The sequence below is a fragment of the Dokdonella sp. genome, from assembly GCF_035703485.1.
Lineage (GTDB): Bacteria > Pseudomonadota > Gammaproteobacteria > Xanthomonadales > Rhodanobacteraceae > Dokdonella.
Genome location: NZ_DASSYD010000209.1, coordinates 1 through 23,750, shown reverse-complemented (window position 1 = coordinate 23,750; position 23,750 = coordinate 1). Strand labels below are relative to the sequence as shown.

Annotated in this window: 20 protein-coding genes; 5 read left to right on the top strand and 15 right to left on the bottom strand. The window is 60.4% G+C overall.

Annotated elements, in window-relative coordinates:
• From VFN25_RS16435 to trmL, 4 genes are all read left to right on the top strand, one after another.
• The coding region (locus tag VFN25_RS16435) for a DoxX-like family protein (RefSeq protein WP_325143856.1) at positions 1-409 on the top strand (409 nt) is incomplete at its 5' end.
• Between the two features lie 3 nt (positions 410-412).
• The gene (locus tag VFN25_RS16430) at positions 413-877 is read left to right on the top strand and encodes a DUF2269 domain-containing protein (RefSeq protein ID WP_325143854.1); all 465 of its coding nucleotides are present in this window, start codon (positions 413-415) and stop codon (positions 875-877) included.
• Between the two features lie 427 nt (positions 878-1,304).
• A complete protein-coding gene (locus VFN25_RS16420; protein ID WP_325143853.1) occupies positions 1,305-2,744 on the top strand; it encodes a hypothetical protein in 1,440 nt (479 codons plus the stop codon).
• A gap of 240 nt (positions 2,745-2,984) precedes the next feature.
• Positions 2,985-3,449 (top strand): tRNA (uridine(34)/cytosine(34)/5-carboxymethylaminomethyluridine(34)-2'-O)-methyltransferase TrmL, encoded by a 465-nt coding sequence (gene trmL, locus VFN25_RS16415; protein WP_325143861.1) that lies wholly within the window; start codon positions 2,985-2,987, stop codon positions 3,447-3,449.
• A 140-nt stretch (positions 3,450-3,589) separates the two neighbouring features.
• Here trmL and VFN25_RS16410 read toward each other — a convergent pair whose 3' ends face one another.
• The 6 genes from VFN25_RS16410 to VFN25_RS16385 all read right to left on the bottom strand — a co-directional run bounded on the left by VFN25_RS16410 (position 3,590) and on the right by VFN25_RS16385 (position 8,080).
• On the bottom strand, positions 3,590-4,591 hold the full coding sequence (locus VFN25_RS16410; RefSeq protein ID WP_325143851.1) for an NAD(P)H-dependent glycerol-3-phosphate dehydrogenase: 1,002 nt from the start codon (positions 4,589-4,591) through the stop codon (positions 3,590-3,592).
• Positions 4,592-4,602: 11 nt separating this feature from the next.
• On the bottom strand, positions 4,603-5,109 hold the full coding sequence (gene secB / locus VFN25_RS16405; protein WP_325143849.1) for a protein-export chaperone SecB: 507 nt from the start codon (positions 5,107-5,109) through the stop codon (positions 4,603-4,605).
• A gap of 113 nt (positions 5,110-5,222) precedes the next feature.
• Positions 5,223-5,672: a rhodanese-like domain-containing protein gene (locus VFN25_RS16400; protein WP_325143847.1), complete on the bottom strand. Its 450-nt coding sequence runs from the start codon at positions 5,670-5,672 to the stop codon at positions 5,223-5,225.
• Positions 5,673-5,826: 154 nt separating this feature from the next.
• Positions 5,827-6,573: a class I SAM-dependent methyltransferase gene (locus VFN25_RS16395; protein WP_325143845.1), complete on the bottom strand. Its 747-nt coding sequence runs from the start codon at positions 6,571-6,573 to the stop codon at positions 5,827-5,829.
• A complete protein-coding gene (locus VFN25_RS16390; RefSeq protein WP_325143858.1) occupies positions 6,570-7,109 on the bottom strand; it encodes a pseudouridine synthase in 540 nt (179 codons plus the stop codon). The genes VFN25_RS16395 and VFN25_RS16390 overlap by 4 nt, the downstream gene beginning before the upstream one ends.
• A 53-nt stretch (positions 7,110-7,162) precedes the next feature.
• A complete protein-coding gene (locus VFN25_RS16385; RefSeq protein ID WP_325143843.1) occupies positions 7,163-8,080 on the bottom strand; it encodes a class I SAM-dependent methyltransferase in 918 nt (305 codons plus the stop codon).
• A 270-nt stretch (positions 8,081-8,350) separates the two neighbouring features.
• Between VFN25_RS16385 and VFN25_RS16380 the strand changes: the two genes are divergently transcribed.
• Positions 8,351-8,512, top strand: coding sequence for a DUF1328 domain-containing protein (locus VFN25_RS16380; RefSeq protein ID WP_325143841.1), 162 nt, complete (start codon positions 8,351-8,353; stop codon positions 8,510-8,512).
• A 55-nt stretch (positions 8,513-8,567) separates the two neighbouring features.
• Here VFN25_RS16380 and aceK read toward each other — a convergent pair whose 3' ends face one another.
• The 9 genes from aceK to VFN25_RS16335 form a co-directional block, all read right to left on the bottom strand.
• Positions 8,568-10,304, bottom strand: coding sequence for a bifunctional isocitrate dehydrogenase kinase/phosphatase (gene aceK, locus VFN25_RS16375; protein WP_325143839.1), 1,737 nt, complete (start codon positions 10,302-10,304; stop codon positions 8,568-8,570).
• Between the two features lie 182 nt (positions 10,305-10,486).
• Positions 10,487-11,746 (bottom strand): NADP-dependent isocitrate dehydrogenase, encoded by a 1,260-nt coding sequence (gene icd, locus VFN25_RS16370; RefSeq protein ID WP_325143835.1) that lies wholly within the window; start codon positions 11,744-11,746, stop codon positions 10,487-10,489.
• Between the two features lie 176 nt (positions 11,747-11,922).
• Positions 11,923-12,408, bottom strand: coding sequence for a hypothetical protein (locus VFN25_RS16365; protein WP_325143834.1), 486 nt, complete (start codon positions 12,406-12,408; stop codon positions 11,923-11,925).
• On the bottom strand, positions 12,401-12,742 hold the full coding sequence (locus tag VFN25_RS16360) for a LysM peptidoglycan-binding domain-containing protein (protein WP_325143832.1): 342 nt from the start codon (positions 12,740-12,742) through the stop codon (positions 12,401-12,403). Before VFN25_RS16360 ends, VFN25_RS16365 begins: the two co-directional genes overlap by 8 nt.
• A 114-nt stretch (positions 12,743-12,856) precedes the next feature.
• Complete coding sequence (gene queF / locus VFN25_RS16355; protein WP_325143830.1) at positions 12,857-13,690, bottom strand: NADPH-dependent 7-cyano-7-deazaguanine reductase QueF; 834 nt, start codon at positions 13,688-13,690, stop codon at positions 12,857-12,859.
• Positions 13,691-13,726: 36 nt separating this feature from the next.
• Complete coding sequence (locus tag VFN25_RS16350) at positions 13,727-16,834, bottom strand: efflux RND transporter permease subunit (RefSeq protein ID WP_325143828.1); 3,108 nt, start codon at positions 16,832-16,834, stop codon at positions 13,727-13,729.
• An 82-nt stretch (positions 16,835-16,916) separates the two neighbouring features.
• Positions 16,917-18,083 carry an efflux RND transporter periplasmic adaptor subunit gene (locus VFN25_RS16345; protein ID WP_325143826.1) on the bottom strand — a complete coding sequence of 389 codons (1,167 nt, stop codon included), beginning with the start codon at positions 18,081-18,083 and terminating at the stop codon, positions 16,917-16,919.
• A 93-nt stretch (positions 18,084-18,176) separates the two neighbouring features.
• Positions 18,177-19,721 carry an efflux transporter outer membrane subunit gene (locus tag VFN25_RS16340; RefSeq protein ID WP_325143824.1) on the bottom strand — a complete coding sequence of 515 codons (1,545 nt, stop codon included), beginning with the start codon at positions 19,719-19,721 and terminating at the stop codon, positions 18,177-18,179.
• A gap of 215 nt (positions 19,722-19,936) precedes the next feature.
• Positions 19,937-23,750, bottom strand: a 3,814-nt coding sequence (locus VFN25_RS16335) for an FG-GAP-like repeat-containing protein (RefSeq protein ID WP_325143822.1), incomplete at its 5' end; no start/stop codon positions are given.

Genomic DNA, 23,750 nt, shown 5'->3' with positions numbered 1-23,750 from the left:
GCCACGTCCGAGTCAGGTTCAGGATCGCTGGCAAGCACAATTGTATTTTCTCGCGCCAACCCTGCGCATCGCGATCATAGCCCTGTGGCTGCTGTCGGCACTGGCTGGCTGGACGACAGCGGAGTCGCGGATTGCCGAGATGGCCGCGCAATCACCAATGCAGGATCTTTCCCTGCTCGTGCTGGCGCGAACGACGGCGACCCTCAATCTTGTACTCGCCGTGTGGCTGGCATCAGCATGGCGACCGCGTTTGGCGATCACGTTGATGGGCATCAGTGTGCTCGCCTACACGGCAATCCTGGGCACGCTGATTCCCGGGCTCTGGCTGCAACCACTCGGCGGGCTGGCCAAGAATCTGGTCGTACTGCCGGCTTTGGCAATCGCCTGGATTCTGGCGGACAGGAGATAGCGCGTGGACTACCTGTGGGTGAAATGGCTGCACATTCTGAGTTCGACAATCCTGTTCGGAACCGGACTCGGAATCGCGTTTTTCTTCTGGCTGGCCCACCGCCGCGGCGATCCGCAGGTGATCGCTGAAACCGCTCGAACCGTCGTGATTGCCGATAGCTGCTTTACTGCGCCTGCAGTCATTGTCCAGTTTGCAACCGGTCTGTGGCTGGTCGAACGCCTCCGCATTCCCTATTCCAGCTACTGGATCAGCACCGCATTGGTCCTGTTCTTTGTCATCGGTGCGTGCTGGTTGCCGGTTCTGGTGCTTCAAGTCAAGGCACGCAATCTGGCTCGCGTTGCTGCCGACACGGGCACGCAGCTGCCGCCGTCCTATTATTCCGTGATGCGATGGTGGTTCTGGCTCGGCTGGCCCGCGTTCTTGAGCGTCATGGTGATCTTCTGGTTGATGGTCATGAAGCCGACTTGATCCTGTAGTCGATTCAACTCCCTCACGCAAAGCCATGCGTTCTTGCATGAACTCGTAGCTCTCAACATCCACCAGGCAGGCATTTGGCAGTCCGTTCTGGGTGTTCCCGTCCGATATCGCCAAGGAGTTCTGTGGCCTGACGCTTGCGTGTGGTGACGCGTTTGGTGCGCATAAGGTGACACGACTGTATCGATCGGGTGCTTGGCTACCCGAGTCAAAGGTTTGACGTAGCGATGAATTTGAAACTTCGATTCGTGCGCGGCTCAAGACCCGAACCTTTTTTCCCGCTCCCCAACGTTTGGTTACCTGCACGATTTGGGGAAGTGCCAAGAAAGGAAGCCAGGACGACCCACAACAGCCATTCAGTATGTAATCTAAGGCTCATCGTCACCCCGTGTCGGGGTGCGCCGAAACCTTGGGATCTGCCATGCGAAATCTCCGCGTCATCCTGCTTGTTCTGCTTGCGCTCGGAACGGAACCGCTGCTTGCCGCCAACTACCAGTTTCAGGCGCTGATCGATCTGGATGGCGACCTAACCAGCGGATGCGCTGTCGAGGTCGGCGAAACCCCCTTGTCTGGAAGCGAACTTCGCACGATCGCTCGCACCGATCGCAATCAGGTCGTGGAGGTGGTGCTGCAGAGTTGCCACGATTCTGGCTGGCACGATGAAATGCGCGCTCCGCAGACTGCGCCGATACGCTTCGGACAAGGCAATGCTGGCAGCGACCGAATCAGGTGGTCGGTGCCGCTCAGCCATTTCTCGGAGCATCCGCTGGTTTCGTTGCGCATGGTGTCCGAACGCCTTGATCAACCGGCGCACGATCTCGTTGACGATGGAGAAGCCGTCACCATTCTCAACCTGAATCTCGCAGACCTGGGTCACGCGCTTCCGGTCATGGGTGGTGCCGGACTCTGGATCGCCGCATTGCTCTTGTTGTGTCTGGGCTGGCGCCATTTGCGCCACGGTGGTCAGCACGCGCCGCCGGTCATGGGACTCCTGCTGATTCTAGGAGCGATCCAGCTGGCGCAACCGATATCACTCGCCAATGCCGACCGAATACTCTCGGTGGCGGCGGCGGACACTGGCAATGACAGTGCAGATGCCGGCAGCGACATCTTGCGTACCCGAATCGCTGTCGTCGGAGAGAATCTTGAGTTCCAGATCGACGTCAACAACATCGAAGACAACGGCCTGGCTGACCATGCCAGGATTCTATTCATCGGCAACAGCCTTACCTATGCCAACGACCTGCCATTGATGGTGCAGGCAATCGCGGCGCAGTCGGGCAAAGTTCTAGCGGCTGACGCCATCACCCTGGCCGGCGCCGCGCTTGAGGATCACTTTCACCAGGCAACCGCTCATGCGGCTCTGGCGAATGGCGGGTATCAATGGGTGATCATGCAACAGGGCCCATCAACGCTACCCAGAAGTCAAAACAATCTGCGCACCTGGGCGGGTCACTTCGATCCACTGATCCGTGCCGGCGGTGCGCGACCGGCGCTTTACATGGTTTGGCCAGATGCCTTTCAGGGCGGCTCGTTCAATGACGTTCGTGATGCCTATTCAAACGCAGCCTCAGCCATCAACGGCATGTTCATCCCGGCCGGCGAAAGCTGGCGTGAGGCATGGCGCGAGAACCCCGATTTGCCACTCTACAGCGCTGATCAGTTTCACCCGTCCGCACTCGGCAGCTATGCAGCGGGCTTGAGCATCTTCGCGGAGCTTTATCAGCAATCACCGACCGGCTTGCCAGCGAGGCTCAGCCTGAGCAATGGCACGGTTCTCGATTTCGATCCGGACCAGGTACGCACCATCCAATCTGCCGCGTGGCGTACGCATCTTGCGCTGGGCCGACGCGGAGATTGAGGCGCGGTGCGATCAATATTGTCCAGTTCGACATGCGTGCTGCATCAACGACAGTAATTTGATTGCGTGCCGGTCCAGCAGGCTGTTCGGCTCGCGACTGGTTGGATTGGGCGGAAGATTCCGAGATTCGGCAATCCAGCGAACCGAAACTCGCGCGCGGACGCAATGGCTGATTCGCAACGGAGGCCCGTCGATGGCGCAAGTTTCTCGATCCGTGGCGAATTCCTGCACAATCCGGACATGCTCAATATCGTCTTGCATCGTCCCGAAATTCCTCCGAATACCGGCAACGTGATTCGCCTGTGCGCGAATACGGGTGCTCGATTGCATCTGATCGGGCCGCTGGGATTCGCGCTGGATGACACCAGGCTCAAACGCGCCGGTCTCGATTATCACGAGTACGCGCGATTGACCGTGCATGAGGATCTTGATGCTTTCGTGCTGTCTGTGAAGCCGAAGTGCATCTTCGCTGTGTCGACGCGCGGGACGGTGCGCTACGACAGCGTGCGCTACGACGAAAATGATGCGGTGATGTTCGGCTCGGAGACGAGTGGCTTGCCGCAGGCGGTCATCGATTCAATTCCTGCAGAGCAGCGCATCCGCTTGCCGATGCGGCCGGACAATCGCAGCTTGAATCTTTCCAACGCGGTTGCCGTCGTCGCGTTTGAGGCTTGGCGGCAGATGGGGTTTGTGGGTGGGGGTTGAGGTCGCGCAATTGAACTCCGGGTTGGCGCGAGCCCTGCAGGAGATTGCGCTGCTGCTTTCGCCCTTCCCGAATCCCCATTATCTATTCCCGTACAAAAGCATCGCCCCTGACGAGGGCTCCCAACAATGGCGGCGTGCGACTACTCGGGGTATTCGGGTTTCTGCTCGCGAGCGAGGAGTGCGCGCAGGCCTTCTACCGGGGTCATGTCTTCGTGGAGGACGTGTTGCACGTGTTCGGCGATCGGCAATTCGATGCCGACGCGCTGGGCGAGGCGAACCACCTCATCGACGGTGACGATGCTTTCGACGACCTGGCCAATGTCGGCGACGGCTTGCGACAGTGAGACGCCGCGACCGAGGGCAATACCGAGTCGGCGATTGCGCGACAGGTCGCCGGTGCAGGTCAGCACCAGATCACCGAGGCCGGCCAGACCCATCAGGGTTTCGGGCTTTGCGCCGAGCGCGGTGCCAAGGCGCAGGATTTCGTTCATGCCGCGCGTGATCAGGCCGGCGCGCGCATTGAGTCCGAGCTCCATGCCGTCGGCGACGCCGGTGGCGACGGCGAGCACGTTCTTCATGGCTCCGCCTAGCTCGGCACCGAGAATATCGTTGCCGGTGTAGGCGCGGAAGGTCGGGGCATGCAGCAGGCTGGCAAGTCGCTGGGCAAATTCGGGATCATCGGACTGTACGGTCAGTGCGGTCGGCAGACCTTGTGCAACTTCCTTGGCGAACGAGGGGCCGGTGACCACCGCAGCCGGGTGATCCGGCAGACGCTCCTCGACCAGCTCATGCAGAAATCGACCGGATCCGGGATCAAATCCCTTGGTCGCCCAGGCAATGCCGGCGCCCGGTGCAACCCACGGCGTGATCTCGTCGAGCAGATCGCGGAAGGCGTGGCTCGGCACCGAAATCAGGATGATGCCGGCGTCGCGTACACAGGTTTCGAGCACGGCACTGATGCCGAGCGCATCCGGAAATGCTATCTCCGGCAGGTAGCGGGTGTTCGCGCGCGCCGTAGCCATATCGACCACGGCCTGCGGCGAGCGTCCCCACAAGGTAGTGGGAACGCCGTTTCGCGCGAGCAACATGGCCAGAGCCGTGCCCCACGATCCGGCACCGAGAACCGCTACCGGCGTGCTCATCAGTGCTTGGCTCAGGAGTTCAGTGCCGGGACTTCAGCCGGAGCTTCGGCACGGCGGCGCTGCTGCTCGGCGAAGATCGCATCAAAGTTGATCGGCTGCAGGAACAACGGCGGAAAGCCACCGCTCTGGACCATGTCGGAGACGATCTGGCGTACGTATGGAAACAGCACGTTCGGGCAGTAAGTTGCCAGAACACCTTCCTGGGAGGCGGCATCGAAGCCGGTGACACCGAAGATGCCCGCCTGATGAACTTCGGCCAGATAAGCGGTATTTTCTTCGATCTTGCAGGTAACGGTGACGCTCAGAACAACCTCAAAGACGCCATCGGCAAGCGGATTGACGCGCTGACTCAGATTCAGCTCGACGGCCGGCTGGCCTTGCAGCTGAAAAACGTTGGGTGCGTTCGGCACTTCGAACGAGATGTCCTTGGTGTAAAGCTTCTGCAGGTTGAGTTGCGCCTGGTTGGCTTCGGCGCCTGCGGGGTTGACCGCGCCGTTGGTGGGGGAATTCTCTGCCATGGTGAAAGTTGCTCCGGAAAATGGGGGAAAAAAGGGCAGGGATTATCCCATGCCGAGGGTGTCAAAGCACGTTGACCAATCCGCCTGTCAGGCGTTGCCGGTGTTACGGCTTGTCAGTTTGCGCTGCGGCCTTTGGCCAGCGGCAGCTGCGCCTCCATCCACGAGCGCAATCCACCTTCAAGAGTATAGACATCGCTGAAGCCGGCTTTCTTGAGTCGTTTTGCCGCAGATCCGGAGGTTTGGCCGGTCTTGCAATAGATCGCGACAGGCAAGTCTTTCGCCTTGGCCAGATCCTTGTTTTCCGGATCGAACTGACTCATGGCGACATGGCGTGCGCCCGGAACATGACCTTTTTCGTAGTCCTGGATGCTCGAGACATCGATCAGCAAGGCATTGTTCCTGTTGACCAATTGGGTCAGTCCGGCCGGGGTCAGTGTCTTGTAGCCACGGGTGAACTTGTTGATTTCCATCGCAATCATGGCGACGACGACGCCGATGAAACCGAACGAAAGAAAGGGATGATTGCCGATGAACTCGGGCAGACGCTGAAGGAATTCGGACACGGTTCGGGTTTGGCCTGATGGTGCGCACAAGACGTGCGTCTGGGGTTAAGACAACGTTGATCAAGTGGGTGCCGATTGTCCGTGCTCAAGGGCCTGGCTGCAAATCCATACAGACAGTTGGCACATTTTTCGGTCGTTGCCGGACCCCAAAGGGCTATTGGAGGCGCCCGCACTGCAGATGGAAATCCCAGCGTACCGCGCGCAATCGAGCAGGATCACCCCAGGCCTGGCGCATTTCATTTTCGACCAGCGAAACCGGATCCTGGCCGTTTGCACGGATATAGCGTTGGGTTGCCGACCATGAACGCAGATAGGCCAGAAAATGATCAAGATTCCACTGCATGCATAGCTCGATCGGCGGCGCGACGATTCGCTCGAATGGAAAAGACAGATCCGAGTAGCCGCCTTCAATCAGGGTGCGTTCGGGCGGCCAATAGGGGCCGGTCAAGTCCACATAGACCCGATTCTTCAGCGCGTCGATCACGGCATCAACCCGGCAATCCGCATAGCACCAGAAGGCAACCATGCCACGCGGCCTGAGTACCCGGCGCACTTCATCGTGGAAGCGATCCAGCTCGAACCAGTGCAGGGCCTGGGCAACACAAACCAGATCGATGCTGGCTGCATCAATGGATGTCCGCTCGGCCGGCTCCGCGCGGTAGTGAATGTTCGATCGCGGTATCGCATGGGCGATTTGCTCGACGCTCGGGTCCGTGGCGATGACCTCGTCAAAGCGCCTGGCAAGGTCGACACTGGCCTGGCCATTGCCGCAACCGGGGTCCCAGGCACGCGTGGTCGAAGGTGCCTGGGCGGCGAGAAAGTCAAACAACGCAGCCGGGTAGCGGGGCCTGGCCTCGCGATAGATGGCCGCATGGGCCGAGAAGTGATCCTTGAAGTTCATGTCCTCAGCAGCCGTGATTGACCCGGTTGCAGGTTTCCAATCTCATGGTCACCGACCCGAATCCGGATCAGGCGCAAGGTCGGCAGACCCACCGCGGCGGTCATGCGCCGAACCTGGCGGTTGCGACCCTCGTGGATGCTCAGCTCAAGCCAGCAGTCGGCGACGGACTTGCGAAAGCGAACGGGCGGATCGCGTGGCCACAGCCAATCCGGCTTATCATCAATGACGCGGACCCGGGCCGGCAAGGTTGGGCCATCCTTGAGCACCACACCCTTGCGCAATGCATCGAGCGCGGCAGGCTCGGCTCGACCCTCGACCTGGACATAATAGGTTTTCGACTGCTTGTGGCGCGGATCGGTGATGCGATGAGCGAGTGCGCCATCATCAGTGAGCAGGAGCAGTCCCTCGGAATCCCGATCCAGGCGTCCGGCGGCATAGACGTTCTTCTGCCTGATGTAGTCGGCGAGCGTCGCCCGGCCTTCGCGATCGGTGAATTGGCAGAGCACACCGAAAGGTTTGTTGAACAGGATCAGCATGGCGCGATGGCAACCGGTCGCTGCTGCGACCGGTTGCCGGAAGCCCATCGGGCTTATTCGTTACCTGCGTCGGGATCACCGCTATCGGTGCCTTGCTCAAAGATCTGGTCAGCCTTGGGCTTGACGAACTTGAGAGTCATTCGATCCGACTCACCAATGGCCAGATATTTATCGCGGTCGGTTTCGCCCAGAGCGAGACCGGGTGGCAAGGTCCAAACGCCCTTTTCGTAGTCCTTGGTGTCGTTTGGATTGGCATTGATCTCGCTCTGCTCGACCAGTGTGAAACCTGCGTCGGTAGCCAGCTTGATGACCGAGTCGGTGGTCAGATAGCCGGACTTTTCGATGGAAGCGGGATCAGCGCCATCCGCTGCGCGATGCTCGACAACGCCAAGCGTCCCGCCCGGCTTGAGCACGGCGTTGAAGCCCTTGAACATCGCCTCGGCATTGCCGCCACCGACCCAATTGTGCACATTGCGGAAGGTCAGGACGACATCGGCTGATCCATCCGGGCCAAAATTCGGTGCCTCGGGATCGAACTCGACGGTCTTGGCCGCGCCGTATTGTGCGGCATCGCCAGCAAGCTTCTCGCGGAACTTGGCATTATTGCGTGCGTTGTACTCGGAGCTGGCATCGGTCGCGATGGCCGCGATGTAGTGGCCGTCCTTCATCAGCAACGGGGCGAGAATTTCGGTGTACCAACCGCCGCCGGGAGCGATTTCGACAATCGTCTGATCCGGCTTCACGCCAAAGAACGCAAGCGTTGCGGCCGGGTGGCGATAGGTGTCGCGCGCCTTGTTGGCATCCGAGCGCCAGGCACCGGCAAGAATGCTGTCGATCGGATTTGCGGCAGCGGGGGGAACGGCAACCGCGGGTTGATCAGATGTCGATTCGGGTGCTGCGGGCTGTTCGGCGGCGGGACCACACGCGGTCAGGGCGAGCGCCAGCGCAACAGCCAATGAGAGTTTTTTCATGGTCGACTCCAGTTCGATGCCGACAGGGCGGCGGGGGGGACCGCTAAGCCTAGCATAGGGTTGGCGGGGTTCCGTGAGGCTGGTTGAGCTGTCGTTGCAGCGTGTCCGGTAGACCGCTGCAAACTGAACGGCAGCCCCTTGTTCATCTGCTGGCAGGGAAAACCTCGGGCGAAATTCATCTTCACCCGACTAACGTGTATCTCGTCATCGCGGAGCTCGGGGAGCCATGCAGAGCGGCGATGGAATTCCAATCATCGAGGAGATATTCCCATGCTGCATTACGCCATTGTTTTTCTAGTTGTCGCCCTGATCGCCGCGGTACTCGGCTTTGGTGGAATCGCCGGCGCATCGGCCGGTATTGCCAAGATCCTGTTCCTCGTCTTCATCGTCCTGTTCGTGCTGTCGCTGATCTTCGGTCGCAAGAAGCTCTGACCGCAGGCACCCATCAGCACATCACGAAAAGCCCGCACTGCGGGCTTTTCGTTTTTCAGGATTCTTGCGCGGCGCTTGGCGGATGCAAACGGGCAGAGGGCGGATACGGCGGGATGTCGCTGTAGTCGCCTCGCGCAATCCCCTGCTGGATGCCACGCCACCACTCGGCATCGAAGATTTCGCCATGGACCTCGATCAGGGCTTGACGCAGGTCGGCCGGGACGCCGAGAAAGCGCGGAAACATTTCCGGGAAGACATCGCCTTCGCGCACCGTCAGCCATTCCTCCAGTGGCCGCGTTTCATCCTCAAAGCGCGCCTCGGGAATCGTGCGGAAGCAGCAGGTGTCGAGCAGACAGAGTTCGTCGTAGTCGTAAAAGATCGCGCGTCCGCCGCGGGTAATGCCGAAGTTCTTCAACAGCAGATCACCGGGAAAGATATTGCTGCGGGCGAGGTCCTTGATCGATTGGCCGTAGTCGAGCATGGCGCGGCGCGCGGCATCGGGCGGTGCCTCACGCACGTACAGGTTCATCGGTCGCAGCCGGCGCTCGACATAGCAATGGCGGACCAGCACTTCCTCGCCATCGAGCGAGACGGTTTCCGCGCACTGGCTGAGCAGCTCTTCGAGCATGTCTTCATCGAACTGGCGGCGCGGGAAGCGCAGATGACGGTATTCCTGTGCATCGACGAGGCGGCCGATGCGGTCATAGCGAAATACCAGCAGATATTTTTCCTCGACCTGGCGGCGCGCGATGTCCTTTGGATAGGCGAACTGGTCGCGAATGACCTTGAACACCAGCGGATACGATTTCGGCGTGAACACGGCCATGACCATGCCGCGCTCACCATCGGCACGCACAAGGCGTTCTCCGGGATGGTTGCCGAGATGACGGAACAGATGGCGGTAGCGTTCGGTCTTGCCCTGCTTGGCACGACCGAGCACCGTGTAGAGCTCTTCGATCGGCTTGTGCGGCAACAGGGCACCAAGAAAGACGACGACATCGCTGACCGTCGGCAGGTCGACATGAAAGTAGCTGCGCGTGTAGCTGAAAATCAGCGAAACCTGATCGACGTTGCTGATGACCGCGTCGGCACGCACGCCATCAGCGCTACTGATCAGGGCGATAACCAGCGGCATGTCGCCTTGCGCGGTGCTGACCCGCCCGATCAGATAGGCGCGTCGCTCGCGAAAGAACGCCGTCTTGATCAGATCGATCGAATCGGCCCGCTTGACCCCGATTGCGCGCATATGTGCACCGAGTCTGCGCGCAATCGATTTCACGCATCCGGCAATGTCCGCGTAGCCATTGGCAAACGGATAGTCGGCAAGAATTCGCTCACATACAGCGGCCAATCCATCCGCAGCCGAGTAGCTGTTCAGATCGGTTGCATCGTCGATGCCTTCGGTCGGCTCGCTGTCGAGGGCGACGAATTCAATGTCGGTGGCGACGCCGTCGGTATGAAAGAAACGTCGCGACATCGAGTTGAAGAAGGTCTTCGGGAACTCGTGATCGAGCATCGGCGCGACGAGGATTTCAAGCTCGTTGCGGATCTGCGCCCAGATTGCACGCGAACGCACGCGCTCCTCAAGCAGCAACTCCAGCCGACCCAGGGTTTCACGCACGCAGACTTCGTAGAGATCGATACGCGCGGCGGCATCGACACGCACATACTTCCAGTCTCGCCGCTCGAAGCGCCGCTTGGCGCGTCGCGTGATATCCGAGAAACGCGCGTTGTAGTCGAGAAAGGCGTCGAGGACGAGCGCCGCTGCCCGGTGTTGGATGGTGGCCGTCACGAAGTGACGGCCGGGAGTGGGGAGTGGGGAGTAGGGAATGGGAGAGCACGAACGGCGGCATGCAGCGCACCGCCCGTGGTCAATGATCGGGCTGACAGGAGATCAGAATCGAGCCACGCGACTCCACGACCCGTGAAACTCAAACCATTCCCCATTCCCTATTCTCGATTCCCGGCCCCCAATCACATCGCCGCAATCAGACGGTCGGCGAATTCCGAGCACTTCACCTCGGTGGCGCCTTCCATCAAGCGGGCGAAATCGTAGGTGACCTGCTTCTGGCTGATCGCCTTGTCCATCGCCGCAATGATTGCGTCGGCGGCTTCGTGCCAGCCCATGTAGCGCAGCATCATTTCGCCGGAGAGGATCAGCGAACCGGGGTTGACCTTGTCGAGGTCGGCATACTTTGGTGCGGTGCCGTGAGTTGCCTCGAACACGGCGTGGCCGGTCACATAGTTGATGTTGCCGCCCGGCGCGATGCCGATGCCGCCGACCTGGGCGGCCAGTGCGTCGGACAGATAGTCGCCGTTGAGGTTGAGCGTGGCGACCACGTCGTACTCGGCCGGACGCAACAGGATCTGCTGCAGGAAGGCATCGGCGATGGCGTCCTTGACGATGATTTCCTTGCCGGTCTTCGGATTCTTGAACTTGCACCACGGACCGCCATCGATCTCGACCGCGCCAAATTCATTTTGCGCGAGCGCGTAGCCCCAGTCACGGAAGCCACCTTCGGTGAACTTCATGATGTTGCCCTTGTGCACCAGGGTCACCGAATCACGATCGTTGTCGATCGCGTATTGGATCGCCGCGCGCACAAGACGCTCGGTACCTTCAATCGATACCGGCTTCAGGCCGAAACCCGAGGTTTCCGGAAAGCGGATTTTCTTGTAGCGATCCGGGAAATTTTCCTTGATCAGCGCAGCAAATTTCTTCGCATCATCGGAGCCCTGCTGGAATTCGATGCCGGCGTAGATATCCTCGGTATTCTCGCGATAGATCGTCATGTCGACCTTGGACGGGTCCTTCACCGGCGACGGCACGCCGTTGAACCAGCGCACCGGACGCACGCAGGCGTACAGATCAAGCATCTGGCGCAGAGCGACGTTGAGCGAGCGAATACCGCCACCGACCGGCGTGGTCAGCGGACCCTTGATCGAGACCAGATATTCGCGACAGGCAGCGACAGTTGCGTCGGGCAGCCAGTTGCCGGTCTCATTGAAGGCTTTTTCGCCGGCCAGCACTTCCATCCAGTGGATTTTGCGCTTGCCGCCATAGACCTTTTCGACCACGGCATCAAATACGCGCACCGAGGCTTTCCAGATATCCGGGCCAGTGCCATCGCCTTCGATAAACGGAATAACCGGCTGATCCGGTACGTTGAGGACGCCATTGGCGATGGTGATCGTCTCGCCACCGGCAGGGGGCGTGAGGGTGGATTCGGCCATGTAAGTCTCCGCTTGGGGTTGTTGCGCAGAAAGGCCGCGGCGGGGCGCAGCGGCGGGCGCAGTTCGGGGCTATTGTCGCTGGAATGGGGCGCATGCGCCAATGCCGGTCGTATTTGCAATGACGAAAGGCGCGGATTGCTCCGCGCCTTTCGTGTTCTTGCTCACGCTTGCAGGAATTACTTGACGTCGAATTCCTCGGTTGCAACCGGATTTCCATCCAGGGTGATGGTGACCTTGTATGTGCCGACCGGCCAGCCATCCGCCTTGGCGATGTGGAAAGTCGTCACGGCGTCACCGGTCGGCGCGATCGACTGGCTGCTTTCGTCGACGAGCTGATCGTCGCCAAACGTCCAGCGGGCGACAATCGCGGCGTTCGGTGCGGCACCCTTGGTCGCGACGGCGGCGTAGATCGTATCGGTGGGGGCGAACGTCGTCATCGGCGTGGTGACGTTCTGATTCTCATCAACCGCATTGCCGAGGGTCAATCCGGCAAAGCTGGCTGTCTCGACAACCGGCGCCGCAGGCGGTGCCGTTTCGACAGGCGCCGGTGCGGGTGCGGGCGCCACGACAGGCGCAGGTGCTTCTTCCTTCTTGCCGCAAGCGGCCAGGGCAACGACAACGGCGAGGCCGAGAGTGAGTGAACGGATGGGCAGCTTATTCATGATCGGTGGGCTCCTTGGATGAGGTTTTTTCAACGGGAATCTTGAGGACCTGGCCGATCTGGATCATGTCCGGATTGCTGATGCGATCGCGATTGGCTTCGAAGATTTCGCGCCACTTGTTGGCATTGCCGTAAAACTTCTTGGCGATTTTCGACAGGCTGTCTCCGCCAACGACGGTATAGGTCTGCACGGTCGGGGCGGAAGTTGCCGGGGCCGTGGACTCGACGCCGCTGCTGACGTTGCTGAAATCGGGCTTGGCCGGGGCTGGCGGGGCGGTCGATTCGACGCCACTCTTTACGTTTGAAAAGTCCGGCTTGCCGGGTTCGTTGGCCATGATGCTGATCTCCACACAGGTTCAGCCCTCAAAAATACACTGTCTGTGCGTTAAGAAACCGTTTTTCCGGCAGCCATTCGTGAACTCTGGTTACACGGTGTTCACGCCGCAGCCCTATTGGCGGGCAAGGCGCGGGTTGCCAACAACAAGGCCAGCAACATTGCTGCGCCACGGGTTGATGTCGAGACCACCACGGCGCGTATAGCGCGCGCTGACCGTCAGTTGCTCGGGTTGGCATTGCTCATGGATGTCTCGAAAAATTCGCTCGACACATTGCTCGTGGAAGTCATCGTGGTTGCGATACGAAACCAGATAGCGCAGCAAGCCCGCTCGATCAATCGGCGCTCCAACGTAACGAATCTGCACACTGGCCCAGTCCGGCTGGCCGGTTACCGGGCAGTTCGATTTGAGCAGATTGGAAACCAGCGACTCCTCGACCGGTTTCACGTCGACGGCTGCGCCAAGCAGACCAGCCCGCGGCGGACCGTAGTTCTCGATGTCGATGTCCAGCCTGTCGATGCTGCAACCATCGAGTGACTGGATGGTCGTTGTTGGCGATGCTTCGAGCTCGCTCAAAACGACCGCCACGTCGCCACCCGCTGCTTTGGACAGATCTGAGCTCAACAATCTCTGCACGGTTTCAAAATCCGCGTAGCGCATCGCATTGAGGCTGTTGAGATACAGCTTGAAGGATTTCGATTCGATCAGATTCGGCGTGCTCGCCGGAACGCGGAATTCCGCCATCGCCACGCACGGTTTGCCCCGCGTATTGAGCCAGGACAACTCATAGGCATTCCAGATATCGACGCCATGGAAGGCCAACGGCGACGCAAGCCCAAGCGCGTCACGCCCACTCGCACGTGGAATCGGAAACAGCAGCGCCGGATCGTACACGGCGCTGCCAATGACGCTTTTTCCAAGCGCCGAATCATGGACGGTATTGCTCATGCGCCGATTCTACCGTCGTCGCAAGCAAACGCCGGGTCAAGCGTGTGCAGGCGCTCCCTCGTCTTCGAGCTTCTTGGCCGATTCACCGTGATGATCCTGAGCCAGCAACAGATAAAAAGCCGGCACCACGAACAAGGTGAAAATTGTGCCGATGGTCAGACCGGTGGTGATGACGAGGCCCATGTTGAAGCGACCGGCTGCACCGGCACCGCTGGCGAAGACCAGCGGCATGACGCCGAACACCATCGCCGCGGTCGTCATCAGGATAGGGCGCAGGCGTGTTGCTGCGGCCTGCTCGATCGCTTCGCGCTTGGTCTTGCCGGCGCGCTGCAGCTCGTTGGCGAACTCGACGATGAGGATGCCGTGCTTGGAGATCAGGCCCATCAGGGTGACCAGGCCAACCTGGGTGTAGATGTTGAGCGAGGTTGCCCAGCGCGTCGAGATCGCACCCATGCCGACGAAGCCCGGCAGCAGGTTGATGAAGATCATCGCGCCGAACATCGCCATCGGTACCGAGACCAGAATCACGATGGGATCACGCAAGCTGTTGAACTGTGCAGCCAGGGCCAGGTAAACGATGATCACGGCGAACAGCAAGGTCAGCGCAAAGCCGCCCGACTCGTTCATGAACTGTCGAGCCTGACCACCGTAATCAACCTGATAGCCGGCCGGCGCGATATCACGAATCGTGTCGCGCACGAGTGCGATGCCTTCACCCTGGGTGACTGCGGGTACGCCCGAGAAGGTGACCGAATTGAGCTGCTGGAATCGCGTCAACGACTGCGGCACGACGGAATTCTTGATGCTGGCCACGGTCGAGGCCTGCACCAATGAACCATCACCGGCTCGGATGTAGTAGTCGAGAACCTGGTCGGGGTTGAGCCTGTCTTTCTGCAACACTTGCGGGATGACCCGATACGACCTGCCCGCGATCGAAAAATAATTGACGTAGCCGCCGCCGAGCGCAGCGCCGAGCGAGGCACCGACATCCTGCTGGGTCAAACCCAGCGCGGTGACCATGTCGCGGTCCACTTCAAGGGTGGCCTGCGGCTTGTCGATCTTCAGGTTCATGTCGACAAAGTAGAACTTGCCACTACTTTGCAACTTCGCCAGTACGTTCTTGGCAACTTCGTAGAGGTTTTCAAACGGCTCGGTGGTGGTCATGACCACTTCGACGGGCTGCCCGCGCGCACCTGGCAAGGAAGGAAACTGGAACGCAAAGGCATTGGTCGACGCCATTGCGCCCCACTTCTTCTGCAGTTCGAGCTGGATCTGGTGGGCATTGCGACTGCGTTCGCTCCACGGCACCAGCTTGGCCCCGGTGAGTACCGAGTTGGGACCCGAGAATCCGGTGAACTGGAACGTCTGCTGGACTTCGGGAATGGTTTCGGTGATGGCCTGCATTTGCTCCATGACCTTCTTGATCTGCGCCGGTGCCGCATCCGGTGCCGCCGTGGCAACGCCGACGACGATGCCCTGATCCTCTTCCGGAGCGAGTTCGGATTTCGAGTTCATGAACAGAAACGCCGTACCGGCAAAGATCATCGCACCCATGACGATCATCACGACCCAGGTATCAAGAGTTCCGCGCAGGCGGCGCTGATAGCCGGAATGCACGCGATCAAACTGGCGATCAACATAGGCGACGAACTTGCTTCCTTCGTGTCCTGACCTGAGGAAACGTGCGCACATCATCGGGCTCAAGGTAAGCGCAATGATCGCTGAGACGGTCACCGCACCCGCCAGGGTGAAGGCAAATTCGGTGAACAACGCGCCGGTCAAGCCTCCTTGGAATCCGATTGGTACGTACACCGCAATCAGCACGATCGTCATGGCGATGATCGGCCCGGTCAACTCGCGCGCGGCGACCAGCGCCGCCTGCAGCGGTGTCTTGCCTTCCTCGGTGATATGCCGGTCAACATTCTCTACAACGATAATCGCATCATCGACGACCAGGCCGATGGCGAGCACCAGCGCAAGCAAGGTGATCAGGTTGATCGTGTAGCCGAACATGAGCATGACGAAAAACGCGCCAATCAGCGACAACGGCATGGCAATGACCGGAATCATCACCGCGCGCAAGCTGCCCATGAAAAGGAATATGACAAGGGTAACGATCAGCAGTGCCTCGACCAGCGTCTTGACCACCTCATCAATCGAGGTCGTGATGAAGTCGGTGGCATCAAAGGCAATTTTGCCGGACAGACCGGTTGGCAGTTGCGCCTGGATTTCCGGAAACACATTGCGAACGCGCTCGGCAACATCGAGCACGTTGGCATCTGGTGCCGCATTGATTCCGATGAAGATCGACTGGTTGCCGTTGATGGCGACGAAGGAGTTGTAATCCTCGGCACCTAGAACGACGGTTGCGACATCTTCGAGGTGTACGACGGCGCCATCTTTCGAGGTCACCGCGAGCTTGCGGAATTCATCGACCGAGTGAAGGTCGGTGGCCGCGGTCAGCGGCACGGTGACCGCATTGCCCTTGGTCGAGCCCACCGCGGCGAGATAGTTGTTCGCGGTCAGCGCCCTCGATACATCGGTGGCGGTCACGTTGTGTGCGGCCATGCGCGATGGATCCAGCCAGGCGCGCAAGGCGAACTGGCGGCCACCGATGAGTTGTGCTTCCTGCACGCCATCAAGCGAATCCAGCTGCGGCTTGACCACACGCAGAACGTAGTCGGTGATGTTGTTGGTCGGCAGGCTGGGACTGAAGAAGCCGATATACATCGCCGCCGTGGTCTGACCGACCTGTACCGATACCACTGGCTTTTGTGCCTGCGGGGGTAGCTGGTTGCTGACCGCACTGAGTTGGGTCTGGATTTCCGTGAGCGCGCGGTTGGAGTCGTAATTGAGCTTGAGCGTGGCCGTGATCGAAGACGCGCCACTGACGCTCGACGAGGACAGATAGTCGATGCCCTGGGCCTGGGCAATCGCGGCCTCCAGCGGCTGGGTGATGAAGCCGGCGACGGTCTGCGCATCCGCTCCGTAATACGCCGTCGACACGGTGACCACGGCGTTCTCGGTTTTCGGGAACTGGCGCACGCTCATGTCCAGCGCCGAGCGCAAGCCGAGAACCAGAATAACCAGGCTGACGACTATCGCCCAGACCGGTTTGTTGATGAAGGAGTCAGTGAATTTCATGAGTTTCGCTTTTCACTTGCGAGGATGAGGTGCGCAACGCGCAGATTGCCGAGCGCGCATGCGCCAGGCTTGCGTCGATCAATCACTTTTCCTGTGGCGTCGGTGCCGCGTCATTCGGAGGGAGAATGCTGTTGTCAATGATCAGTGGTGTTCCATTCTTGATCTTGAGCTGTCCGCTGGTGACGACCTCGTCGCCTTCCTTGACGCCGCTGAGTACGGCAATCTGGTCGCCACGTTTGGATCCCGTGGTGACAAAGGCCGATTGCGCGGTTGGCTTCGCTGGCTTGCCTTCGGCATCTTTTTTGCCCGAGCGTTTGACCAGGAACACCGTTTCGCCATACGGATTGAAGGTGATCGCCGACTGCGGCAAGGTCAGATAAGGCTTCTCTTCACCGACCTGGATGGCGACATTGGCGAACATGCCCGGGGTCAGCAATTTCTCGCTGTTTGGGACACTGGCTTCGACCTTCGCATTGCGTGTGGCGACGTCAAGTTTCGGACTGATCGCGGTGATCGCACCAAGGAACGGGCGATCAGGCATGGATTCCAGCGACAGCACGACGGTTTGTCCGACCTTGACCTCGGCCAGTTTGTCCTGCGGGATATTCAGGTCGACGAAGGCCGGATCGAGCTGCTGCAGGGTGAGTACGACATCTCCGGATTTCACATAACTGCCAGGCGTCAGGCTGACGATGCCGACACGACCACTGAACGGTGCGCGCAACTGGCGCTTGTCGATCAGGGCCTGCTGCTGATTGACGCCGGCCTGGGCGGCCTTGTAGCTCGCTTCAGCGCTATCGAAATCAGCCTGGCTGATGCCCTTGTAGGCAAGCTGCTGACGCGCGCGATCGAGGTTGACCTTGAGCAAGGCCGCATTGGCTTCGAGCTGGCGTCGCTGGGCGATGAGATCGTCGGCATTCAGCTCGATCAGCAATTGTCCCTTTTTCACTTCAGAGCCTGATTTGACGCTGACCGTGGTGACGATGCCACCCACATCGAACGCAAGGTCGGCACCCTGCGCGGCACGCAAGGTGCCGACGCTGCTCTGCTCGGGTTGCCACGGCAAACTGACGACCTTGGCCGAGGTCACGGTTTGCGCAGGCACCGGAGCATTTTCGGCGTATTTCTTTCCCATGTAACTCTGAAAGAAGTTCCAGCCAATCAACACGGCCAGAAAACCACCGACAAGGAAGATCATGATGATCATGCGTTTGCGGGAGCTGGGTTTGCGTTCACTGCGCGGATTCATGCGCATTCCTCTTTTTGTTCAATGGTTCTGGATCAGAGCCGACAAGACGGTGCTGCCGTATCGACGAAGAATGGATCGGAACTTGGCTCGTTGTCAGGGAGCGGGGCGATCAACAACGCCGGTTGAACCCGCGGCCAGGTCGTCGAAGCCGCCACCAAGCGCCGCGTACAACGCCGCGCTGTCTGCCAGACGGCTGGCGCGTGCATCGATCAGGCCGAGCTTTGCCTGTTGATACTGGCGAGTTTCGATGAGTACCTGCAGATAGGAAACCGATCCGTCCTCATATTGTCGACTGGTGATCTCCAGACTGCGGGCGGTGGCTTCGTTGGCTGCCGCGTGCGAGGCCAGTCCTTCGGCATCGAGTTCAAGTGCACGCAACACGTCGGCAACATTCTGGAATGCGCTCAACAAAGTCGTGCGATAGTCGGCAGCGGCTTTGTCGAGCCCCGCTTCAGCGGCGCGCTTCTGCGCGCGCAGGGAGCCACCGCGAAATATCGGCTGCAACAGATTGAGTCCGAGACTCCAGGCCTCGGCGGAATTGCCGAAAAGATTGCTGCTGTCCAGGGCTTGCGAGCCGTATGAGGCAGACAAACCGATGTTCGGAAACAGATTGGCCGTGGCAATGCCGACTTCGGCGCTGGCCGCATGCAGTTGCGCTTCAGCCGCACGAATATCGGGGCGCTGACGGACCAGCGCGGATGGCAGGCTGACCGGCAATTCCGTTGGCAGCGTAAAGGCATCGAGATCGAGCGCCTCCAGTTCCGATTGCGATGGAAAATGTCCGAGATAGACGGCCAGCTGGGTCTGGGTTTGTGCCAACGCCTTGCGCAGCGGCGGCAGTTGCGTACGCGCGGCTGCGACCTGACTCTGTGCGAAGAGCACATCGCCCTGGGATTTCGCGCCCGTCTTGAATTGCTTGTCAATCAGGTCGAATTGCTCCTGGAAAATCTTGATGATTTCCTCGGTTACGCGGATCTGTCCGCGCAAAGAGGCTTCCCGGATACTCGTGGTGACGACGTTCGTGGCCAGACTCAGATAAGTGGCATCGAGCTGATGGCGCTGAAAATCCGCGCGTGCGGACTGCGCTTCGATTCCACGACGCACGCCGCCAAAAAGGTCGAGCTGGTAGCCGATATCGATCGAGGCATTGTGGATCGTGTACGGCGATGCATTGAATGCGCCTGTCGTGGCGGCTGGATTCTTCTGCCGATTGGCGCCCAGCGAAGCATCGATTGACGGAAACAATCCGCCGCGTGTCGCGGCAGTCTGTTCATCGGCCTGGCGCAATGCAGCCTGCGCCGAGGCGACGCTCGGATTGTTGGCCAGCGCTTGTTCGACACGGCGGTTCAATTCGTCGCTGCCGAACGTCGTCCACCATTGCGCCGACACGCTTTCACCTTGCAGGAAGCGCTGGGCGTCGCCGGTCGGCGCATCAGCCGAACGGGTCGCATCCGGCAGCGCATCGCTTCGATAGCCGGCATCCGCCGCCACCGTGGGAGAACGAAAATCCGGTCCGACCGCACAAGCGGCAAGTGCAAACGCCAGCGCAGACAGCAGACCGATTCGTACAGACAGGCGAGCGGCAGGGCTGACGCCAAGTCTCAAATGCCGCTGTCGACGGCGTTGAAGGAGGATCATGCAAGCGTCCAAGATAACAATACTTATCAGTACAATATTAGGGTTCGCTGGTCTTCAACGCAAGCATTTTCAGGCATGACGAATGGCAGGGGTGAGCCTGAACAGGCGCGGTGCCACTGCAATCCCGCGGTGGGAAGAAGTGCGTGGAGAGCAGGTTGCGGTACAGGAAATGGTCAAACTTTCCTCGACCGCCTTTCCCGCTAATCGCTCACGGCTTACTGCCCACTGCTCACCGCCCCGCCAACTGCCCCGGATGCCTGTTCGCGGGTCGGTACGAAATAGGCGAGGTAGGCGCCCATGCCTCCCGGTGCTCCGAGATTGGTCACGATGATGATGACCGGTGCAGGCAGGTTGAGAGCGCCGTCGGCCTGGTAGACCGAGCCAATGCCGTTCGAATAGACCAGCTGCCGGCAGGCGGGATGGCTTTCGAACAGGCAGCCGCGCTCGACCGCATCCGGCGAGGAATTGGCCTTGTTAAAGGCCGCATTGACGCTACCCCCGGCCTCGACCAGCGAGGAAACATTGTCGTTGATGTCGTTGAGATCCTTGAAGTCCTCGGCAGACGGCAGGCCATCAAGCAGGTCGACCACCGAATCGATCAGATCCGGCCCGATGATGAACACATGATTGGCTTCGGCCAGCTGCGTGTTGAAGCCGAATCCTTCGATCACCGAGTTCGGCAGCTCGAAGATGTTGAGGGCAATGCTGGATCCGGTAATGAGGCCGGAGATCGCCGTATTGTTGACGAAGGTCTGCAGCAGATCATTGGCCGCGATCGTCACCCCGGTACGGATCAATTGATAGAGATAGCCGCCGTAAAGGTCTTTGATCAGACCGGTCTGTATCGAGGTTGCGCTGAGGACAGAGCCGAGCGAAAACCCGCCGTTGGGCGCGGCCGAGCTCTTGGCCGCGACCCCGCCGGAGCCGAAGCCCGCGTCGGCAATCGCCTGGCGGACCCGATCGATATTCGCCACCAGCAGCAGCGGTACGCGGGTACCGACCACGTTGATCAGTGCCGTTGAACTGTCGAGCACGCCCCAGGTGTGCACATCGAGTTGCTTGATCGCGCCAACATTTGCGCTCAGGGTCTGGTTGAGGAAGCGCAGCACGCCGGGCGGTGTGCCGTCGTCGTTGACCGCGTTTTCGATCTCCTGCAGCAGAGGAATCAGATTCAGCGCCGCACCCGAGTAAGCGAGATCATCAGGCCCCGCCGGGAAACCATTGGCCGCAGCGATTTCGGGACTCGGCGGAACGCCGCCAACCGGTGCCAGCGGGGTCATGCTGCGCAGGCGGATCGTGGCGATCGAATCGCGCAGCACAGCCAGCTGCGCATCGAGTGTGGTGATCGCACCCGTGTCATTGGCATCGACCGCCGCCTTGAGCTGGGCGAGCAGATCGGAGAACTGCGCAAGCTGGGCGCCGAACGCGCCGAACAGGTCGCCCGAAGGACCATCGGAAATCGGCTGCATCGCCACCGCTTGCGTGGCGATTGATTCAGGCGTGCCGGCATTGAAGTCGGCACGCACCTGGAACACGCCCTGACCACCGGCACTGGTCTGGATGCTCGTGCCGTTCAGCACGGGCGGAGTGCCGCTGAAATCGCTGGCTTGCACATCAAGGTTCAGGGTCACCGTGGGCGCTGGATCAACCAGACTGCCATCCGGGTTGTGGATGCTGACTGTGACATTGGCCGAGTTGCCGGCCAGGATCACCGACGGACTCAGCGCAATCAGCGCGCGCGGCCCGCCGGAAATCACCAGGGTGACTGGCTCGGTCGATGCCTGCTGGGCGTGCGGTGCGGGATCCTGCGAGAGCACGCTGCCCCGCGGTGCCAACGCATCGTTGGCGTATTCAAGTGGACCGACGCTGAGCCCGGCGACCAGCAGGGTCGAGATGGCATCTTCGCTATTGGTCCCGAGCACATTCGGCACCTCGATCGGCTGCGGGCCCCTGGAGACATTCAGGCGCACGGAAGATCCGGCCGCGACACTGCTGCCGCCGGCGGGCATCTGGCTGACCACCGTGCCGACCGCCACACTGGCGCTGTAGACCGGCTCGATCGGATCGGCGGCAAGGCCGGCCGCTTCAAGCGTCGCGACGGCGGTGGCCTGCACGTCTGCGGCGACATCCGGCACGTTCACCGCCCCGGTCACCGTCAGCGTCCAGGTCTGATAGGTCGCCACACCGACGCTGTCGGTCACCGAAACGACGACCACGTGATCGCCGGCATCACCCGCGGTCGGCGTCCAGTGGATAACGTGATTGGCATCGATGCTCATGCCGGCCGGCGCCTGATCCAGCGCATGGTTCAGCACTTCGCCGACATCGGCATCGACCGCGAGCACGGCGTAGGTGTACTCGAAACCCGGCGATGCCAGCAGCCGCGCAGTCGAAAGAATCTGCGGCGGCGCGTTCGGCGGCAGGATGTTGATGTCGACCGTGGCGAGATTCGATTGCAGCTCGCCGTCGCTGGCCCGATAGGTGAACGAGTCGGTCGTGCTGAAGCGTTCCTCGGGCAGGCGCTGGTTGATCAGATTCTGGTTGAGTCCCGGCAGCAGCCAGTGCGCGCGCTCGAACTGCGGCACCGTGCCGTCGTCATTGATATTGGTGACGTGGTAGCTGTTCTGGTTCCAGATCGCGCGCATCGGCGGCCAGTCATCGGCCGGGCTCTGGTAGACGCGGATCAGGTCAGCACCCCCGAAGCTGCCAATCGTGACCAGTTCGGAATGGCCGTCGCCATCGACATCGGCAAAGATCGGCAGCGAGCTCTGAAACGACCAACCGCTGTCACCGCTCGGAACTTCCAGTTTGACGCTGCCGTCCCGGCCATCCCAAACGTGGAATGTCCGGTAGAAGTCGAGATACACGACCTCGCTGATGCCATCGTTGTCGATATCCATGACGGTCGCGGCCACGCCACTGTTGGCGGTGTCACCACCGCTGCCCGGTGCAGTTTGCGACCATTTGAGCGTGCCATCGGCGCCGTTGAGAACGCGGAAGGTGGAATCGCCACCTCCGGGCGGCAGGAGAATATCGGCCTTGCCATCGTTGTCGACATCGGCGATCGAAATCATGCCGAACTGGCCGTGCTCGTTGGCATTCGGATAGGTCACCGTCCACAGCGTGCTGCCATCGTGGTTCCAGGCAACCAGCGTTCCCGACGGCGCCGGATAGACGGCCATGCGCACCATTTCAGGGTAGGGGTCATCGTCGAGATTGGCGACCAGCGGATACAGGTTGGCCGATACGAAGTTGAGATTGAACTCGGGATGTGACCACAGCAACTGGCCATCGTGCGTCCAGGCGGCCGAGCCCATGACGATTTCCGGCACGCCATCGAGATCCAGGTCGACGACCTCCACGCGCGCTGGCGCGAGTGCCGTGCCCGAGCCACTGGTGTAGACATGATCGAGCTTGTTGCCCTGGTTGTCCCATACCTGATAGCCGATCCGGCTCAACCCCAGGGTCGTGATGCCAACCAGGATCTCGGGCGTGCCATCCTGATCGATGTCGGCAATGGTGATCGAGGCCTTGCTCATCTCTCCTTCGGAGGCAATTCCAGTGCTGGTCGCATACCTGCCCGGCAGGGCCTCGCTGACCCATTTGAGCTGGCCGGTGTGGTCAAACGCCATCAGTTTCTTGCCGGATTGGCCGACGGCATAGCCCGGTTCATTGCCGATCACGATGATCTCGGGGTGGCCGTCCAGATCGATGTCTGCGCTGGCCATGGCGGTACTGGTGGCGACCGCCCGGTTGTAATAGGGAATCGTGAAATATTCGCTGCCGGTGTCACCATGGATGGCATAAAGATCGAGGTGGCTGCTGATCGTGTTCGTCGTGATGATTTCGGGGATGCCATCGCCATCGAGGTCGATGATCAGCGGCGGGTTGTCCGGCACGCCGCCATTTCCCTGGTAGGACCACTTCAACTGGATGCCGATCGTGCCGGCCGGATTGTCCGGCGTGTAGCTGAACGAGCCATCGCCCAGAAGATCGAGTACGCCCTTGCCCGGCCCGCTGCCGGGCACG

What these genes read in the sequence shown, in the direction of transcription:
- VFN25_RS16340 (WP_325143824.1), bottom strand. Translation starts at nt 19,721, where the DNA reads ATGATCCTCCTTCAACGCCGTCGACAGCGGCATTTGAGACTTGGCGTC.
- VFN25_RS16350 (WP_325143828.1), bottom strand. Translation starts at nt 16,834, where the DNA reads ATGAAATTCACTGACTCCTTCATCAACAAACCGGTCTGGGCGATAGTC.
- secB (WP_325143849.1), bottom strand. Translation starts at nt 5,109, where the DNA reads ATGGCAGAGAATTCCCCCACCAACGGCGCGGTCAACCCCGCAGGCGCC.
- VFN25_RS16395 (WP_325143845.1), bottom strand. Translation starts at nt 6,573, where the DNA reads ATGAACTTCAAGGATCACTTCTCGGCCCATGCGGCCATCTATCGCGAG.
- VFN25_RS16380 (WP_325143841.1), top strand. Translation starts at nt 8,351, where the DNA reads ATGCTGCATTACGCCATTGTTTTTCTAGTTGTCGCCCTGATCGCCGCG.
- VFN25_RS16410 (WP_325143851.1), bottom strand. Translation starts at nt 4,591, where the DNA reads ATGAGCACGCCGGTAGCGGTTCTCGGTGCCGGATCGTGGGGCACGGCT.
- queF (WP_325143830.1), bottom strand. Translation starts at nt 13,690, where the DNA reads ATGAGCAATACCGTCCATGATTCGGCGCTTGGAAAAAGCGTCATTGGC.
- VFN25_RS16420 (WP_325143853.1), top strand. Translation starts at nt 1,305, where the DNA reads ATGCGAAATCTCCGCGTCATCCTGCTTGTTCTGCTTGCGCTCGGAACG.
- VFN25_RS16365 (WP_325143834.1), bottom strand. Translation starts at nt 12,408, where the DNA reads ATGAATAAGCTGCCCATCCGTTCACTCACTCTCGGCCTCGCCGTTGTC.
- VFN25_RS16345 (WP_325143826.1), bottom strand. Translation starts at nt 18,083, where the DNA reads ATGAATCCGCGCAGTGAACGCAAACCCAGCTCCCGCAAACGCATGATC.
- trmL (WP_325143861.1), top strand. Translation starts at nt 2,985, where the DNA reads ATGCTCAATATCGTCTTGCATCGTCCCGAAATTCCTCCGAATACCGGC.
- VFN25_RS16360 (WP_325143832.1), bottom strand. Translation starts at nt 12,742, where the DNA reads ATGGCCAACGAACCCGGCAAGCCGGACTTTTCAAACGTAAAGAGTGGC.
- VFN25_RS16390 (WP_325143858.1), bottom strand. Translation starts at nt 7,109, where the DNA reads ATGCTGATCCTGTTCAACAAACCTTTCGGTGTGCTCTGCCAATTCACC.
- VFN25_RS16385 (WP_325143843.1), bottom strand. Translation starts at nt 8,080, where the DNA reads ATGAAAAAACTCTCATTGGCTGTTGCGCTGGCGCTCGCCCTGACCGCG.
- icd (WP_325143835.1), bottom strand. Translation starts at nt 11,746, where the DNA reads ATGGCCGAATCCACCCTCACGCCCCCTGCCGGTGGCGAGACGATCACC.